Below are 18,431 nucleotides of genomic sequence, written 5' to 3' on the forward strand. Positions count from 1 at the left end.
CTCTCACCTCGGTATAAACTGTTCAGGATTTAAAGATTTTGCATACTCTTTCATTTGACCAATAGACGCGTCGTATTTATCACCGAATTTCGAACGAATATCATTTACATCCATATCAATAGCCTCATCCAACTTACCTTCCTTCAGCAATTTCTCTTGTTGTGCTCTGTAGGCCTTAGCTTCCGGAGAACTACCATAACTGGCGGTTAGCTTGTGATCTGCCGGATCCATTTTTATGGCCGGCCCATCCGCACTGCTTATAGGTGCGCTCGCGTAACAGTTTTTTGCCGGGCAATGATGAGAGTCCAACCCATCATTTACAGGTTTAGATGTTTCTCGGTGGGGGCCGCCTAAGACTTCCGGTTCTTTTTTTGGTGCATCTGCCAAAATTGGCTTACGCTCTCCAGTAGATTTACGGCCTTGAAGCATCCCTGTCAAGATGGAGGCCATTAGTTGTCCGCCGCCTATCAAAGAACCTTCAAAGCTATCCTTTTCGTTGAGAGCTACACCTTCGATGCTGTCCGCTACCTGCTTGCCCAGCACCCCGGTGTATTCAGCTATTCGCTTGCCCACCGCCTCACCCAAGGGCGTCTCGGAAACCGCATTGAAAACCGCCAGTTGCACGAGACCTTTAGGCCCCTGAGCCACTGCCACCAACACACTCACAGCCTCCTGCTGATCTGGATGCTCCTGGATGTATTGGTTGATCGAAGCCATCGATCGCAGGGTGTCTTGAGCAGCAGTAAGTCTTTCTGCATCACTAGAATTGACAGGAGTGGCAGGTAACTCGATTGATCCTGGGCTGTTAGCCTTGTTGTCCGCCTGAAGCGTCTGATCAAGAACTTCGACCGGGTTAAGGTCGATCCCGGCAAGGCGCGCAATTTCGGCCACGACCGTTTCCTGAAACGCAGGGTCGGCCATTGTCTTCATCGCCTGACTGCGCGTCATCCCACCCTGAAGCAACGAGTCCAAGGTGTTTTCAGCAAAATCAGCCCCCATCAGACTGGCAGCGCCCGCATCCATCTTGCGGCCTAGGGTGCTCTCGATCTTGTTGACAGCACGGGTCAGACCACGGGAAGCCTCTTCATAGTTTTGCCTGGCAGTTTCGTTGTAAGTCAGGAGTTGGTTTGACCACTGCTTGGCAGTGTCTACCGGCTGGCTAACCGCCTCCACCGAACTCTTCGTCACATACACATCAGTCCGGTGCTCGTCATCACGCGTGATCTCGTATGCCTTGTCGACATCACGATTCAACCCAGCGGCAGAGTCCTTGCCACCTGTATCACTGCGCACAACCACATCGCCCGCACCGACCGTGCCCCGGACGATCTGCTCACGATCCTTGTTGTAGTTCCAGCCCTCGACGCTCCAGCCGTTTTTCTGATTGTCGCCCTTGCCTACCTGACTTGAGTCCTGCGTAGGGCTACTGCCAGTGCCGTACGAACCCCCGACGTTCAGGTAGTAACCGTGCTCCTTGTCCTTGCCCGCGATGTCGCTGTAGCCCAGCGTGTTGGTGTCCAGCTTGAGGTTGCCGCTATCGGAAGCGATCAATGCGCCGTCGAGCTGGGTGTGGTTCTCGGTGCGGATGTCGACCTTGTCTTTGGCGGTGATGCGGGTCTGTTCCTCGATCCAGTTCTTGGAGCCGTTGGTCTGACCGTACCCGACCGAGCCGCTGACACTGCCGCCAAAGCCCACTACAACGGTCGCGCTGAGGTCGAATTCCTTACCTTGTGCCTTGCCGGTATCTGGCAGGGAAGTGACATTGAAGTCGCGGCCTACACGTCCGACCACGTCGTTGCCGCGCAGTGTTGCACCGGCAATGTTGGTGTCCTGGCCGCTGGTGAAACCGAGGTGATTACCGGCGTAAAGGTACGCTTCCTGCTGCTGTTTGCCCTCGCGCTCCAGGTCGCCTTTGCCGATGTTGACGCTGGCGTAAACACCGATGCCTCCCGGACCGATGGCGATACCGGCTTCCCCTCCGCCATTTTTACGGGTGTTTTCGGTGGAGCTGTCGTTCTGTGCTGCCTTGATATTGAGGGTGTTGCCGGCATTCAGATTGATGTTTCGCTCTGCCTGAGCCTGCGTGCCGATCAGGTTGAGGTCATTGCTGGCCTTGATGGTGACGTCACGACCTGCCTGCAACGTAGTAACGGTCGAGGCCTCCTGACTCTGATCACCTTTGGCGATGCCGCTGCTGCCACCCACGCCGAGTTTGAACCCGCCACTGCTGCTGCCGTGGATACCACTCCAGCTTTTCTGCTCGCTGGTTTCCTGGCTGTAGCTGCCTTTGGCGGCATCAAGCGTGACATCCCGGCCTTTGATGTTGATGTCGCGGCCAGCCTGCAATTGACCGCCGCTGATCTGAACGTCGTTGCTCGCGGAGATGTTCAGGTTGTTGCCAGCGTCCAGCGTCGAGGCGCGGTTGGTCGTTTCGACCACTTGCTGGCTGGTGCCCTGCTTGCTGTTACCGAACTTTCCATCGCCCGTCGGGCCAGACAGGAACTGCGAGGTGCTGTCTACTGCCTTGAGCGTGCTAGATCCCTTGCTCGTAGCGTCCTCACCCTTGCCTGCGCCGCTGATGGCGTCCTTGGTGCTGCCATAGTTGTGATCAATGCTCGCACTCAGACCATTACGCGAATTTTCGCGCTGTTGCTCGACCGTTTGAGATTCACGCGCAGTATCAATCTTGATATTGCGCCCGGCGGTCAGATTGATGTCATTGAGCGCCTGAAGGTCAGAACCTACCTGATTGATGTCGCGCTTGGCATTGACTGTAAGGTCTTCGCCTGCGCGTACCTGGCTGGCGGCAGCGCTCTGTTGCTCAAGGCGGTTCTTCTCCTTGGTGCGATCAACGCCTGCAAAGAAGGTCACGCCGTTGGCGTTAGAGGACACGCCGATACCCGACTGCCTGTTCTTCTCCCAGTCCTGATTGGACTGGGAGCTCTGAGCGGCAAGAATGTTGACGTCCTGACCCGCGTTCAGACTGACATTCGCGCCTGCGTTGACGCCGCTGCCGACAATGTTGATATCGCGCTCGGTCTGCAGACTTACATTGCCTGCAGCGTTGATCTGGCTGCCTACACTGGTGCTGCTCTGCGCTTGGCCACCAGCTTCTTTAGCCGACGAGATGGACAGGAATCCGCCAGACACTGAAAGACCGGTTTTCTTCTTGTACTCGTCGCTGTGTCTGGAAGCTTCGTCGTTGGCCGAGAGTAGATTGATGTCGCCGGTTTTATCCACCAGACCGGCTCTGAGGTCCACATCATTGCCTGCATCAATGTTGCTGGCGCGCAGCGTGATGTCCTTGCCTGAAGCCACTACCACATCGTTGCCGGCACTCAGTTCACTGGCGACTTGAGTAGCGCTGGTCTTCAGCTCGCTTTTTCCGCTTTTGGACACGCCAAAAGAGCCGGATTTACTTTTCTGGCTGTAAGCACCCTGCTCATCGACACCAGAGAGTACGGTCACATCGTTAGTGGCACCGAGAACCAGGTCATTGCCTGCCGAAAGACGGCTGCCAATGACACTGACATCATGCCCACCGTTGATGCTGATGCTGCCGTCAGCAGCTTTGGTGGTATTGATGGTGAGGTCTTGCCCTGCATTGATGACCGACGCAACGTTGTTGCTTTCGTAGCTTTCCTGCTGTTTGCTGCTACTGCGTCCGAAAGAACCTTTGCTCTTTTTGGCATAGAAATACGAGCTTTCGTCCTGAGCTGATGCAATGGTCAAGTCGTGCGCTGCATCAAGCGCAATGTTGCTCCCTGCATTGATGCGGCTGGCGATAATGTCGAGATTCTGCCCGGCCTGCAAAGCCACACTGCCACCCGCTTTCAGGTCCGCAGACACCTGACTGACATGATCTTCCTGCTCGGTCACCTTCTTGCTTTTGCCGTAGGAATGCTGTTCATCAGCCGCCGAGGACAGGGTCAGGTTTTCCGTCGCGGCCATCGCGATGTCGCGCTTGGCGTCGATGCTGCTGGCGATGACGTTGATGTCGCGTCCGGCCTGGGCCGTCAGGTCGCGTCCGGCGCTGACCGTGGAGCTCAGTTGCGTGATGCTGGAGTTACTGGAGTTCGCACCGCGTGTCTGGCCGTTCTCGGTCTGGGCCGAGTCGATAGCGACATCGCGGCCCGCAGAGATGCTCAAATCACGACCAGCCTGCAACACGCTGCCGGTGTTTTTCACGTCACGACCCGCTTGCAGGGACATGTCGTTAGCCGCTTCGATACGTGCCGCGCTGTCAGCGAAGTCCTTACGCCAGGTCGCATCATCCGCAGCGCTCTGATGGCTGGTCACCGTGCGTTCGTTGATGACATCGCCGCGCAGGGCGGTCAATGTCACATCACGTCCGGCGATAATGCCCCCGGACTTGTTGACCAGGTCATTACCCGCCAGCAGGTCCAGACGGTTGCCAGCTTCTATCAGGCCGCTGTTGACCAGATCATTTCCAGCAGCAGCCGACAGGTTATTGGCCGCTCGCAAGGTGCCGACGTTGTCGAGGTTTTGCCCCGCGATCAGCGAGACGTCGTTACCGGCAATCAATGCCCCGGTCGGACCAAGGCGATTGTCGGCCTGAGCCATATACAGCACCGGCACCAGCACTTTTTCGCCATTCACTTCATGCTCTTCGAGCCAGACGATGTCATGGGTCAGCGCTGCGACTTGTTGTGAGTTCAGCGATACGCCGACCGCCAGGTTCAGCTGCTGCTTGCTGGCGATTGCGTTGTTCATCAGGTACTTGAACTGGGCCTCGTTGGAGGTTTGCCCGTCGATGAACGCCTGGCCGGTTCTGGCCACGACTGCTTGCTGGACGAGGCGTTGCTCATACAAGCCATCGCCCAGGCGCTTGGCACTGACTTCGGGGTCGTAGCCCAGGCCTGCGAGCAGGTAATCCGAACTCATGAACTGCTTGAGTTCAGTGAGGACCGGGTTGGTTTCGATCAGGTATTTTTGCGGTTTGGAAACGAAGTTGCTGCTGGGCAGGCCTTCCACTCGGGTCACCGTTTGCGCTGCCGCCGAAACGAGCGGCGTAATAGCGCTGGCCTGCGCCACTGTGGCGGGCTGAGTGATAGCGGTTGAAGCAGGCGTGGTCGTGACAGGGTTTAGAACAGCAGCAGTGACAGGACTGACCGGAGCAGCCACAGCGCTGCGAACCGGTGCAATGACCGTTCCGCCTTGAGCACTTACAACCACCTGGGTGACTGCAGCAGTCGCGCCTGACTGGGCACCGGTCGTAGCCTGATTGACAACGCCGACCAAGCTACCTTGCGTACCATTTACAATCTGACCGGCCTTGTTGACCTGGGTGCCCTGCACCATTCCAGCGTTTTCCGCGGCCGAGTTACCGGAAGAAATGGCGGTGATAGCCGCAACACCTGCCGTCGATCCTGTATTCTGGACAGGCAACAATACGCCGCTGCCCTGATTGCCCGTCGCAATGCCGGTCACGCTGCCGACGCTGGTGACACCTGCGGAATCAGAGGTATGGCTTGGCAGCACTAGCCCACCAATAGGTGCGGCACCTGGAGCGCTGGTATCAAAAGCAGTTGCATTGGCGCTTACGCCTGCGCTTTGCCGTGTGACGGAAGCAAGCTGGCGGGTGGCGTTGGATATCTGGCCCACCGAGCCAATCTGGATGGTGCTTGCCTGTGCGTCTGAAACGGTGTGCTCTCGTTGCGCGACGGACACCGCTGCGCTGCCCATTGTCCAGCTTTGCGGCAGGCCTATAGGTTGAGCGACAGTGGCTGCGGTGCCGGTCTGGCCACTCAGGCGGAACAGGCCGTTCTGCCCGGTCGGCAGGCTGAAGCCTGGCAGGCTCAAAGGATTGACTTGTTGTTGGGCCAGGTCTGGCGGCAGTTGCTGATTGACAGTAATGCGTGTGGAGAATTGACTGCCCGGCGCATTGGTGTCAGTGCGAGAACCGCCGCTCACGTAGCTGTAACCAGCGCGTACGACGTTGTTGCCGATGTTCTTGCTCGCGTTGACGTTTACCGCGCCGCCGGCCTGGATAATGGCGGCATAGCTCTGGTCGCCGGTTGACAGCTGAGTGACCTTGCGGAACTCAGGCATCTCTGTCTCGGTGATGGCGATGAAGTCCGCCATTGCCGGTTCCAGGCCGCTGAGGTTGTTGGCGTTATAACCGCTGCTGGTAAACCAGTACTTTTCAGTGAAGTCGCTTGCGGCGTTGGTCCAGGCCCCGGCGTTGCTAGTACGGGCGCTGCGGTACACGCGCACTGTTTCGGTGTCGCTGGCCTCTATGCCGGTGTTGTTCAGGTTGTTCAGCGTAGCGTTGAGGTTACCGCTGGTGACGATGGTGCTGCTTTGGTTGAACAGATCACCGCCGTTGATGTTCAGATTACCGCCAGCGGTAATGCCGGACGCAGCACTGGCTGCGGTCACTTCAAGCTTTTCACGCTGGGTTATTTCCCAGGTATGAGTTGCTTTGCCACCGCCGCAGTCGTTGTTATAAAACTCGCGATTGCACGCCCCCTCATCAATCCTGGCGGTATAGATACCGCCATTGCTGGTCGTCAACAGGGCGCGGACGTTTTGTATTGTGCTCGCCGCGAGGCTCATGCTGCCGTCGCTTTGTATCGACGCAGAACTGTTGACGATGCTGTCGGCAAGCGCGCCTTGCCCGTTACGGTCAATCGTGAGATTGCCCAGGCTGTAGATGTTGGCGTAGCTGTTGTTCAGCGAACTGACACGCAGGCTCATGTTGTTGCCACTGAAGATCAGCCCACGGTCATTGACCAGCGAGCCGGTGGTCACAGTCAACGCCTGACCGCTGCCCAGCGTGCCTTGGTTGTTGATGCTCCCCGCGTTGATGGTCAGATTAGTCGCCGAGGTCAGGCGACCGGCATTGTTCAGTTGCCCCCCCATGGTCACCGAGGTTTCACCGCCGCCGGATATGGTCGAAGCGGCGCTCAGGTTCACTTGTGCCGCACTCAGTCCGAGCGTTCCTAGGCTGCTGAGACGGCCATTGCCGCCGTATGTACCGCCGAGGTTGAGGCTTAGCGAGCCGTCACTGGCGATCAATCCATCGTTATTCCAATTGCCACCATTACCCACGAGGCTGGTCGATGCCAGCAATTGCCCGCCCGCCGTCTGATTCAAGGTTCCGACATTCACCGTCAATCGCCCGGCCTGAATCACGCTGCTGTTGGTCCAGCTATCAGCACTCAGTGTCAAACCACCGCGGGTAACAATGCTGCCGCCAGCACTGGTCAGGTTGGCCGTAGAAATATCAAACGTGCCATTACCCGTATGCAACAACGACCCGCCGCCATTGAGAAAGCTGCCCGCATTGAGGATCAGGTCGCTGTTGGCGCTTTCCAGGGTGCCGTTGCGGTTGTCGAACAGGTTGCCGATCTGGAAGTTTGTGGCGCCGCCTCCGCCCAGCGCGCGCAGTTGCCCGGTCTGGTTGTCCAGACTGGCAGCGGTCACGGCCAGGGTGCTGTCGCTTTCGATGATGCCGAAGCGGTTGTTCAGCGCGCCGCTCAGGTTCAGTTCGACCTGGCCGCCAGCGATCTGGCCGTCGTTGTCGCCACTGTTGTCGAAGTTGCCACCGTTGACCCGCACCAGGCCTTTGGCGTACAGGCCGCCGTTGCGGTTGTCGAAGCCGGGGGTAGTGATCAGCGCTTCGCCGCCGCGCGCGGAGACTCGGCCGCCGTAGTTGTCGAAGCCGCCCAGCGCGGTCAGGTTGAGGCGCTGCGCCTGGATGACGCCACCCTGGCGGTTGGCGTCATAGCCATTTTTCAGCACACCGGCCAGTTTTGCGGTGAACAGACCTTGCAGGCTGGACAGCACTCCGCCCTGACTGTAGAGGTTGGCGCCGCTCAGGTTCAGGTCACCGTTCTGCGCGATGATCCGACCATTCTGGTTGTCGACGGTACCCGCGACATCGACGCTCAGTGCGCCGACGCTCTGTACCGCGCCGCGAACGTTGGACAGGCTCGCTGAATTCAAATGTGCATCGGCGCTCTGGCTATAGATCAGGCCATCGGCATCGTTGAGGACACTGCCACCCGCGACGACTGTCAGTGTGTTGTTGGCAGCAACAGTGCCGCGGTTACGGTTGTCCAGTTGCCCGGACGTATTGAGGGTCATCAGGCTCTGGCTGATCAGTTGCCCGGCCTGGTTGTTGATCGCGGTGCTGCGCCGCAACAGCAGGTTACCGCCGCTGGCCAGCTTGCCGCTGGTATTGGTCAGGCTGCCCAGCAGGTCGAGCGTCATCTCGCCCTTGCTGCTCAGGTTACCGGCGCTGTTGTCGAGGCTGCTGCCTTCGAAGCTGAAACTCTGCTGGGCCGTCAGATTACCGGCCGCGTTGTTCAGGGCATTGGCTTTGATGGTCAGCCCGGCACCACTGTCGATCAGGCCGTTCTGGCTGTTGTTCAGCAGGCCCGCGACGGTCAGGGTCTGACCGGTTCCGCTGGACAGGATGCCGCCGCTGTTGTCGAGACTGTCAGCGGTAACGCTCAGCGTGTTCTGGCTGACCAACGCACCGTTGCCGCCGTTGAGCAATTCACCGGTCAGGGTTGTAACGAGGCTACCGCTGCGGCTGGACAAGGTGCCGTTGTTGCGGTTGTCGAGGCGGTTACCAGAGACGTTCAGACCCTGCCAGCCAGAGATCAGACCGTTCTGGTTGAGCAGGTTGGTCGCGTTGACCGTCAGCACGTTGCTGCTGATCAGCTTGCCGCTGCTGTTGTCGAGGGTGCGGCCGTCGACTCTGAAACTCTGTGCGCTGGAGACCTCCCCAGACTGGTTATTCAGGTCGCGAATGCGGTTAAGGGTCAGCGAACCGTCTGCCGTGATCAAACCGCCGAGGTTGTTGAGGTCGTTGCCTTGCATGTCGATGGACAGACCGGCATCACCCATCACGCGTCCGCCGTTGAGCGACAGTGCATTGAGTACCAGGGTCATGTCACGCGTGGCCGACACTTCGCCGCCGTTGCCGGATTCCAGACTGCCAGCAGTCAGGTTCAGGGTGCCGGTGCTGTTGATCAGGCCCTTCGCGGTGTTGTTGATCGATGTAGCGTTGAGGATCAGGCTGGTGCCGCCCAACACCTGACCGCTCTGGTTATCGAGGCTGGCCGCGCCTACCTTGAGCGCCTGAGCAGCGTTGATCAGGCCCTTGTCACGGTTGGTGAGCAGGCCGGTAACCGTCAGGTCCAGGTTGTTGCGGCTCGTCAGCGTACCGCCCGTGTTATCGAGCGTATTGGCGGTGGCATCGACACCGGCGGCGGCGATCATGCCTTTGACGTTGGTCAGCGCACGAGCGATGCGCAGGGTCAGCAGTTGATTGCTGAGCAGTTTGCCGCCGCTGTTATCCAGTTGCTGGGCGTTGACGGTAAATGCCTGGGCGCTGGAGATTTCACCGTTCTGGTTCAGTACCTCGTTGACGTTTTTCAGCAGCAGTGCGCCCGGCGCGTTGATCAAACCGCCCTGGTTATCCAGTTGGCCGTTGTTCAGGTCCAGGCTCAAGGAAGTGTTGCTGAACAGACTGCCGCCCTGCTGACTCAGGCGGCTGACACTGGCGGTCAGTGCCTGGCTGCTGCCGATGCTGCCACCAGCGCTGTTGGTCAGTCGTGCGGTCGTCAGGTCCAGGCGATTGCTACTGCTGACGCGACCGTTATGGCTATTGTCGAAATCCCCGGTCTTCAGGGTCAGCAGGCCTTTGCCGCTGATGTTGCCTTTCTGGCTGTTATCAAGACTGGCACTTTTCAGGTCCAGTGCGCCGTCGGTCAAAAGCTTGCCGCCCTGGTTGCTGATTGCCCCGGTGCTGTCGAGGGTCAGTTTTCCAGCGCTGGAAATGCTGCCTGCGGTATTGGTCAGACTGCTGGTCTTTACCGTCAGGACATCTTCGTTGCTGATCAGGCCTTGAGTGTTATCGAGTGCTGCAGACAGGTCGATACCCAAGGCTTTGAGGGCGCTGAGCGCACCACCGGTGTTGTCCAGGGTGCTACCGACCAGCGTCAAGCCGCCTTGGCTGGAGAGCAGACCGTTCGTTCGGTTGGTGATCTGCGCAACGTTCAGATTCAAGGCTTTCTGCGCCAGCACCTGACCGCTGTCGCTGTTGTTCAGTTGCTGGCCGGTCAGGGTCATCTCATCCTGACTGGACAGTTCACCGCCACGGTTATCGATGCTGGTGACATTGATATCAAGGGCTTGGGTTGCGCCGATGAAACCGTTCTGACGGTTGTCCAGCGCGTCGCCACGCAAGGTCAATGTGCCTTGGGCAAGCATCTGGCCGTTCTGCTGTAGAAGGCTGCCGATCCGTGCGTTGAGGTTCTGTTTGCTGGCGATCTGGCCGAGGCGGTTGTCCACGGTCGCGGCGTTCAGCGTCATGTCAGCGTCGCCGACCAGCGTGCCCTTGACGTTGGTCAGGGCGGTATTGACCATCAAGTCCAGAGCTGCGCGGCTGCTGATCAAGCCTTCGGTGTTGTCCAGGCTGTCGCTGCGAGTGTTCAGCGCGGCAGCGGAAATCGTACCTTTGACGTTGCTCAGCGCCTTGTTGACGATCAGCGTCAGGGCCTGACTGCTGAGCAGTTTGCCGCCACTGTTATCGAGGCTGTCGACGTTCAGGGTGAAGGCCTGTGTACTGGAAATTTCGCCGTTCTGGTTGGCCACGCCGTTGAGATTCTTCAGCAGCAACACGCCCGGGGCGTTGATCAGACCGCCCTGATTGTTCAACTGGCCGTTGTTCAGATCGAGGCTCAGCGAGGTGTTGCTGAACAGCTCACCACCCTGCTGGTCGAGGCTGGTCACGCTGGCCGTCAACGCCAGCGCACTGGCAATACGTCCGGCGCTCTGGTTGATGACCTTACCTGCCGTCAATCGCAGGGTATCGCTGCTGGTCAGGCGACCGCCCTGGCTGTTGTCGAACGTGCCGGTGGTGACCTGCGTGGCGCCCTTGCCAGCCAGTTTGCCCGCCTGACTGTTGTTCAGGCTGGCGCTGGTCAGTGTCAGCGTGGCGTCGGTAGTAACGGAGCCCGCCTGGTTCTCCAGAGCGCCGGTGGTGGTGACGCTCAAGGCATCGGCACTGGACAGGCTGCCCGAAGCGTTTTGCAGGGAAGCAGCGCTGACCGTCATGGCCGACTCACTGCTGAGCAGGCCGCCAGTGTTGTCCAGCGCGCCAGACAGGCTGATGTTCAGGTCCTTCTGGCTCGCCAGCGTACCGCCTGCGTTATCCAGGCGTGTACCGTCGAGACGCAGGGTGTTACCGAACAACAGGCCTTTATTCAGGTTGATCACGCGCGCCACGGTCAGCCCCAGCGCCGTACCGGCCAGGACCTTGCCGCCATTGCTGTTGTCGAGCGTCTGACCAATGATGTCCACACCGATCTGGCTGGACAGTTCACCGGCCTTGTTGTCGATATCGGCAACATCGATTTTCAGCGCTTTTGTAGAGCCCACCAGGCCGCCCGACCGGTTGTCGAGGGTTTTGCCGATCAGGGTCAGATTGTCCTGCGCAACAAGCTCGCCGCCCTGCTGGGTCAGACTGCCGATATTGGCGACCATGTCTGCCTGGCTGGCGATACGACCGCTGCCGTTGGCAACGCTGTCGACCTGCAACTGCATCAGGCCAGCGGCGTTGAGCAGACCGTTCTGGTTGTCCAGACGCGTGCCGACCAGTTCAAGACCGGCATTGCTGTTGATCAGGCCTTTTTGCGTGGAGCTCAGACCCGTCTGGCTATTGTCGAGGGCATCGACGAACAGCTGCAGGCCTTTCTCGGCACGAATCGCACCGCCACGGTTATCGACGCTGTCGCTATGCACGATCAACAGGTTCTGCGCGGCAATACGGCCGCCACGGTTATCCAGCGTCTTGCTCGAAAGGTCCATCAAGCCTTTGGCTTGCAGGCTGCCACCCGCGCGGTTGTCCAGCGCTCCGGTCAGCTTCAGAGTCAGTTGGCCATCTGTGACCAGTGCACCGGACTGGCGGTTGTCCAGACTCGCGGCACCTATGTTGATACCCTGCCCTGCGCCCAGCGTTCCGGCCTGATTGTCGATGGTTTCAGTGATCACCAGTTTCAAGAACCGGTCAGCCATGACCTGGCCAGCGGCGTTATCGAGACTCAGCGCATTCAGGGTCGTGTTACCAGCACTGGTCAGCTCGCCGCTGCGGCTCGACAGCTGGCCAGTAACGTTTACCAGCAGATCGGCATCGCTGCTCAGGCTGCCGCTGTTGTTATTCAGCTCATTGGCCGTCAGATCGATACCGTTGCCAGACACCAGACCGCGCAGGTTGGTCAGTAACTGGTCGACACGCACAATGAGCGCTTTGTCGCTGAGCACCGAGCCAGCGGTGTTGTCCAGCGACGTCGCAGCCAGGGTGAAGCCGTTGGCGCTGGAAATTTCACCGCTGCGGTTGCTGACTGCATTGAGATTTTTCAGCAGCAACTGGCCCGGCGCGGTAATCAGACCGCCGTCGTTGTTCAGCACGCCTTTGCTTAAATCGAGGCTGACATCGCTGTTGCTGTACAGACGGCCATCGTTGGTCTGATTCAGGCCGGTGACTACGGCAGTCAGCGCCATGGCGCTGGCGATACGACCGGCATCACTATTGTTCACCAGCGCTGCATCGAGCTTAAGGGTTCCGGTACTGGTCAGGCGACCGCCTTGCTGGTTGTCAAAGGCGCCTGTGACGAGTTCTACCCCTTTGCCGGCAATACGACCGTTCTGGCTGTTGTCGAGACTGCCACTGGTGAGCACCAGTGTTGAATCGCCGAGAATCTGCCCGCCATGGTTCACGACCGGGCCATCGACCGTCAGGGACGAGGCGCCGGCGCTGGTGATGCTGCCGGCAGTATTGCCCAGAGAAGCGGCGCTCAACGCCAGCGTGCCATCGCTGCGCAATGCCCCCTGATCGTTGTTGAGGACGCCCGTGACTTTCAGGCCCAGACTGTTTTTGGCGTAGACGCTGCCACTGCCAGTGTTGGTCAACTGGCCGACGTTCAACTGCACACTCTGCTGTCCGGAGACGGCACCTGCGCCCTGGTTGTTCAGGCTGTCGGCGTTGAGCAGCAACGTACCATTGGCCAGTATACGGCCCTTGCCACTGTTATCGAACTGGCCGACGGTTGCGGTCACCTCTCCAAGGCTGGAGAGTTCCGCGTTGCGGTTGTCCAGCGTCGCAGCACTCAGTTGAACACCGGTCGCGGAGATCAGACCGCGAAGGTTGGTCAGCAGTTGGTCGATGCGCACGATCAAGGCTTTGTCGCTGATGACCGAACCATCGGTGTTATCCAGCGAAGTGGCCACTAGCGAGAAACCGTTGGCACTGGAAATTTCGCCGTTCTGGTTGTTGACCGCCGTGAGGTTTTTCAGCAGCAACTGCCCCGGCGCATTGATCAAACCGCCTTGGTTGGTCAGCACGCCGTTGCTCAGGTCCAGGCTGACATCGCTGTTGCTGTACAGACGGCCATCGTTGGTCTGGTTCAGGCCAGTGACCACTGCAGTCAGGGCCATGGCGCTGGCGATACGACCCGCGTCACTGTTGTTGACAAGCCCGGCGTTGAGCTCAAGCGTCCCGGCACTGGTCAGGCGGCCGTCCTGATGGTTGTCGAAAGCGCCAGTGGTGAGCACCACACCATTGCCGGCAATGCGACCGCTCTGGCTATTGTCCAGGCTCGCGCTGGAAAGCGTCAGCCCCGCATCGCTGATGATCTGCCCGCCCTGGTTGACGACGGCAGCATCGACTTGCAACGTTGCAACACCGGCACTGGTGACCCGACCGCCAGTGTTGGCCAGAGAAGCTGCTTCCAAGTCCAGCGTGCCGTCACTGCGCAGTACGCCCTGATTGTTATTCACTGCACCGGTCAGCGTCAGACCCAGCGTGTTTTTTGCATAAACGCTGCCGCCGGAGTTGGTCAGTTGTCCCAGAGTCAACTGGACGCCCTGCTGTCCGGAGACCACGCCGTTCTGGTTATTCAGGTTATCGGCGGTCAGCAGCATTGTGCCGTTGGCCAGAAGACGCCCTTTCGCACTGTTATCGAACTGGCCGATGGTGGCAGTCAGGGTGCTCAGGCTAGAAATTTCCGCGCTGCGGTTGTCCAGCGTTGCAGCACTCAGATTGACGCCATTGGCGGAAATCTTGCCGCGTAGGTTGGTCAGCAACTGATTGATGCGCACAACAAGCGCTTTATCGCTGAGCAGCGAGCCGTCCGTGTTATCCAGCGAATTGGCAGCCAGTGTAAAACCGTTGGCACTGGAGATTTCACCGCTCTGGTTGTTGACGACATTCAGGTTTTTCAGCAGCAACTGGCCAGGCGCATTGATCAGGCCGCTCTGGTTGCTCAACAGACCATTGCTCAGGTCCAGGCTGACGTCGCTGTTGCCGTACAGCCGGCCGTCGTTGGTCTGATTCAGGCCGGTGACCACGGCAGTCAGGGCCATGGCGCTGGCGATGCGCCCGGCGTCGCTGTTGTTGACCAGCCCGGCATTCAGCTGAAGTGCACCGGTACTGGTCAGGCGACCGTCCTGATGGTTGTCGAAGGCTCCGGTGCTGAGCACCAGACCTTTACTGGCAATACGCCCGCTCTGGCTGTTATCGAGGCTGGCGCTGGTGAGTGTCAGTTGCGCGTCGCTGAGTATCTGCCCGCCCCGGTTGACGACGCCGTCATTGATAATGATCGACGCGACACCGGCGCTGCTGATACTGCCCGCGCTGTTGGCCAGCGAGGCTGCACTCCCGGTCAATGAACCGTCGCTGCGCAGCACACCCTGATCATTGTTCAGTGTCCCGCTGACGGTCAGACCAAGACTGCTTTTGGCAAAAACGCTGCCCCCACCGGTATTGTTCAGTTGGCCCAGGTTCAGTTGCACGCCCTGCTGCCCGGAAACGATCCCGTTCAGGTTATTCAAGCCGCCCGCGGTCAACAGCAGCGCGCCATTGGCCAGCAGGCGACCTTTTTCGCGATTATCGAACTGGCCTATGGTGGCCGTCAGGCTGCCCAGGCTGGACAGTTCGGCGTTGCGGTTATCCAACGCTGCGGCGCTCAGGGTGACGCCGTTGGCGGAGATCTGCCCGCGCAGGTTGGTCAGCAGCTGAGCGATACGCACGATCAGCGCTTTGTCGCTGACCAGCGAGCCGTCAGTGTTGTCCAACGAAGTCGCTGCCAGCGTGAAATCGTTGGCGCTGGAGATCTTGCCGCTCTGGTTATTGACGACGTTCAGATTTCTCAGCAGCAGCTGACCGGGAGCGGTTATTTGCCCGCTCTGGTTGTTCAGCAGGCCATTGCTCATATCCAGGCTGACGTCGCTGTTGCTGTACAAGCGCCCGTCATTGGTCTGATTGAGGCCCGTAACCACGGCGGTCAGAGCCATGGCGCTGGCAATACGACCGGCGCCACTGTTGTCGACCAGCCCGGCATTCAGTTGGAGTGCGCCGGTACTGGTCAGGCGGCCGTCCTGATGGTTGTCGAAGACTCCAGTACCGAGCACCAGACCTTTACCGGAAATACGACCGCTCCGGCTGTTATCGAGGCTGCCACTGGTGAGTGTCAGTTGTGCATCGCTGACTATCTGTCCACCCTGATTGACCACCGCACCGTTGAAATTGAGCGCACCTGTGCCGGCACTGCTCACACTGCCGTTGGTGTTGGCCAGACCGGCTGCTTTGAGGTCCATTGCGGCATCACTGCGCAATACGCCCTGATCGTTTTGCAACACACCGCCCAGCGTCAGGTTCAGCGCATCCTTAGCGTAAACGCTGCCCCCAGCGGTATTGTTCAATTGCCCCAGGTTCAGTTGCACGCCCTGCTGACCGGAAAGGATCCCGTTCAGGTTGTTCAAGCCGTCCGCAGTCAACAGCAGCGCGCCACTGGCCAGCAGGCGGCCTTTTTCACGGTTATCGAACTGACCAACGTTGGCCGTCAGACTGCCAAGGCTGGATATTTCGCCATTGCGGTTGTTCAGTGAGCCCGCTGTCAGATCAAGACCGGTCGCAGAAACCAGACCGCGAAGGTTGGTCAGCAACTGATTGATGCGCACAACGAGCGCTTTATCGCTGAGTATCGAACCGTCGGTGTTGTCCAGCGAAGTGGCTGCCAGCGTGAAGCTGTTGGCGCTGGAAATCTTGCCGCTCTGATTATTGACCACCGTGAGGTTTTTCAGCAGCAACTGCCCCGGCGCAGTGATCTGGCCACCCTGGTTGGTCAACAGGCCATTGCTCAGGTCCAGGCTGACGTCGCTGTTGCTGTACAGCCGGCCGTCGTTGGTCTGATTAAGGCCGGTAACCACGGCAGTCAGCGCCATGGCGCTGGCGATGCGACCGGCGTCGCTGTTGTTGACCAGCCCGGCGTTCAGTTGAAGCGCGCCGGTACTGGTCAGGCGGCCGTCCTGATAGTTGTCGAAAGCGCCAGTGGTGAGCACCACGCCATTGCCGGCAATACGACCGCTCTGGCTGTTGTCCAGGCTGCCGCTGGAAAGCGTCAGACCCGCATCGCTCAGAATCTGCCCACCCCGGTTGACGACTGCGCCCGTTGTGCTGACCGTTGCCGTGCCGGCACTGGTCACGCTGCCGCTATTGTTACTCAGAGAGGCTGCGCGCACGGTCAGTGTGCCGTCGCTGCGCAGCACGCCCTGATCGTTGCCCAAAGCGCCGTTGACGACCACATTCAGGTTGCTTTTGCCGTAGACACTGCCGTTGCCGGTGTTGGTCAGTTGCCCCAGATTCAGCTGTACGCCTTGCTGTCCTGCGACCGAGCCGTTCTGGTTATTCAGATGGTCAGAGGTCAGCTGCAGCGCGCCGCTGGCCAGCAGACGGCCTTTTTCGCGGTTGTCGAACTGGCTGACGGTCGAGGTCAGGCTGCCGAGACTGGAAATTTCCGCGCTGCGGTTGTCCACGCTTGCCGCGTTGAGCAGCAGATCGCCGTTAGCGCTGATAAGCCCCAACTGGTTGAGCAACGGCCCGGAAATACGGGCGGACAAAGCGCTGCCGCTGAACAGCTTGCCTTGCTGGCTGTTGTCCAGCGAACCCGCAGTGATCGTCATAGTGCCATTGCTGCTGATCAGCCCGCTCTGGCTGTTGAGCACCTGAGACGCATTGATATCGACAGTGCCGCCCTGGCTCAGAATTCGGCCTGACTGACGATTGTCGATTGCAGTGGCCACGATGCGTGTGCTCGACTGACCGTTCAGTGTGGCCCCCTGATTGTTCAGGGTCTGGCTGATGCTGGCTTGCAGGGCGCGGCTGGCGGTGATGCTGCCGCTGTTGTTCAGCCCGTTGGCAGACAGCGTCACATCGCCCGATGTATTGCGGCTGTTGTCGGCATTGACGCCCGCCTCGATCACCGCGGTGTTATTGATCTGACCGCCTGCGGAAAGTGTCAGTGCATCGCGTGCGGCGACGTTCTGCCGGGTGATGAGATCACCTGCCGTGGTCATGCCCAGTGACGACCCTGCATAGACCGGCCCGTTGACCTCGGCACTGTTGGCCTTGACCGCCACAGCACTGCTGGCAGCGGTCTGCATCATGCTTAAGTGGCCGCTGGCATCAAGCTGGATATCTCCGCCACTGGCCACCAGATCGCCGGCCAGCCTGACGCCGACACCCGCCTCGGTGCCCACCAGACGGATCGCGCCGGCATACATGCCGCCCAGCGCCGAGCTGTCGACGGCCAGCTCCGGTTTGGCGCTGCCGTCGTCAGGCAAAGCGGTGGGATTCAGCGTCTGCGCGTCGACATCGTTGCGACCGGCAATGATGTTGAGGCGCTTTGCGTGTAGCTCGGCATTGATCTTCGCGCTACGGGTGATGATGTCGAACTGGTCGACGTTGTCCGCGTTCAGCCCCACGCCGTCGATGGAAATGCTGCCGCCCTGCACATTGAAACGCTGCAATTGCCCGTTGGCATCCAGCACGGGTTTGCCGGTGGTCAGCGTGACCTGCGGGGTATTGATGAAACCGCAGCCGTTGCAACTGATGCCGTAGGGGTTGGCGACGATGACACGCGCCGCCTGCCCGGCCACTTCCGTATAGCCCCTGAGCTGACTGGCGTTGGCCCCGACCACTTCGTTGAGGATGGTGCTGGCTGCCGTGCCGCGCAGGTTGGAGTTGCCGACGATGATGCCGCCCAGTTGGGTGCTCTGGGTCTGGTTGGTGGAGTTGTTGAGGATGACGCCCTGGCTGTCGACGTTGAACTGCTGATACTGGTTGTGTGACAGGCCGCTGGCATTAGGCGCGGCGATGTTGACGATAGGCACGCCATTGCCGGCCTGGTTCAGACTGGTATTCGTGCCGCTGACCACGATGCCTTCGGCTTGAACCAGCATCGGCTGCCAGAACATCGCATTGGCGAGAATCAGCGCGAGGCCGCGCTTGGGCATTCCCCAGAAAGACCGGCGCTCGACCAGCACAGCAGAAGGCTGACGAGCAAGCAGAGCCAGTTGGTGGACGTCCATGTAAATGACCTCGAAACAGGTAGGTT

General features: G+C 59.5%; 1 protein-coding gene. It reads right to left on the reverse strand.

All coding sequences use genetic code 11. The features are described from left to right. Positions 1 to 3 precede the first annotated feature (3 nt). A complete protein-coding gene (locus tag JOE39_RS09150; RefSeq protein WP_245227479.1) occupies positions 4 to 18,405 on the reverse strand; it encodes a hemagglutinin repeat-containing protein in 18,402 nt (6,133 codons plus the stop codon). Between the last annotated feature and the right edge of the window lie 26 nt (positions 18,406 to 18,431).

Origin of the sequence: Pseudomonas sp. PvP100 (assembly GCF_017833055.1) — a bacterium.
Classification (GTDB): domain Bacteria; phylum Pseudomonadota; class Gammaproteobacteria; order Pseudomonadales; family Pseudomonadaceae; genus Aquipseudomonas; species Aquipseudomonas syringae.

Bases quoted from the DNA above. Each gene is read 5' to 3' on its own strand.
- JOE39_RS09150 (WP_245227479.1), bottom strand. From the start codon at position 18,405: ATGGACGTCCACCAACTGGCTCTGCTTGCTCGTCAGCCTTCTGCTGTG.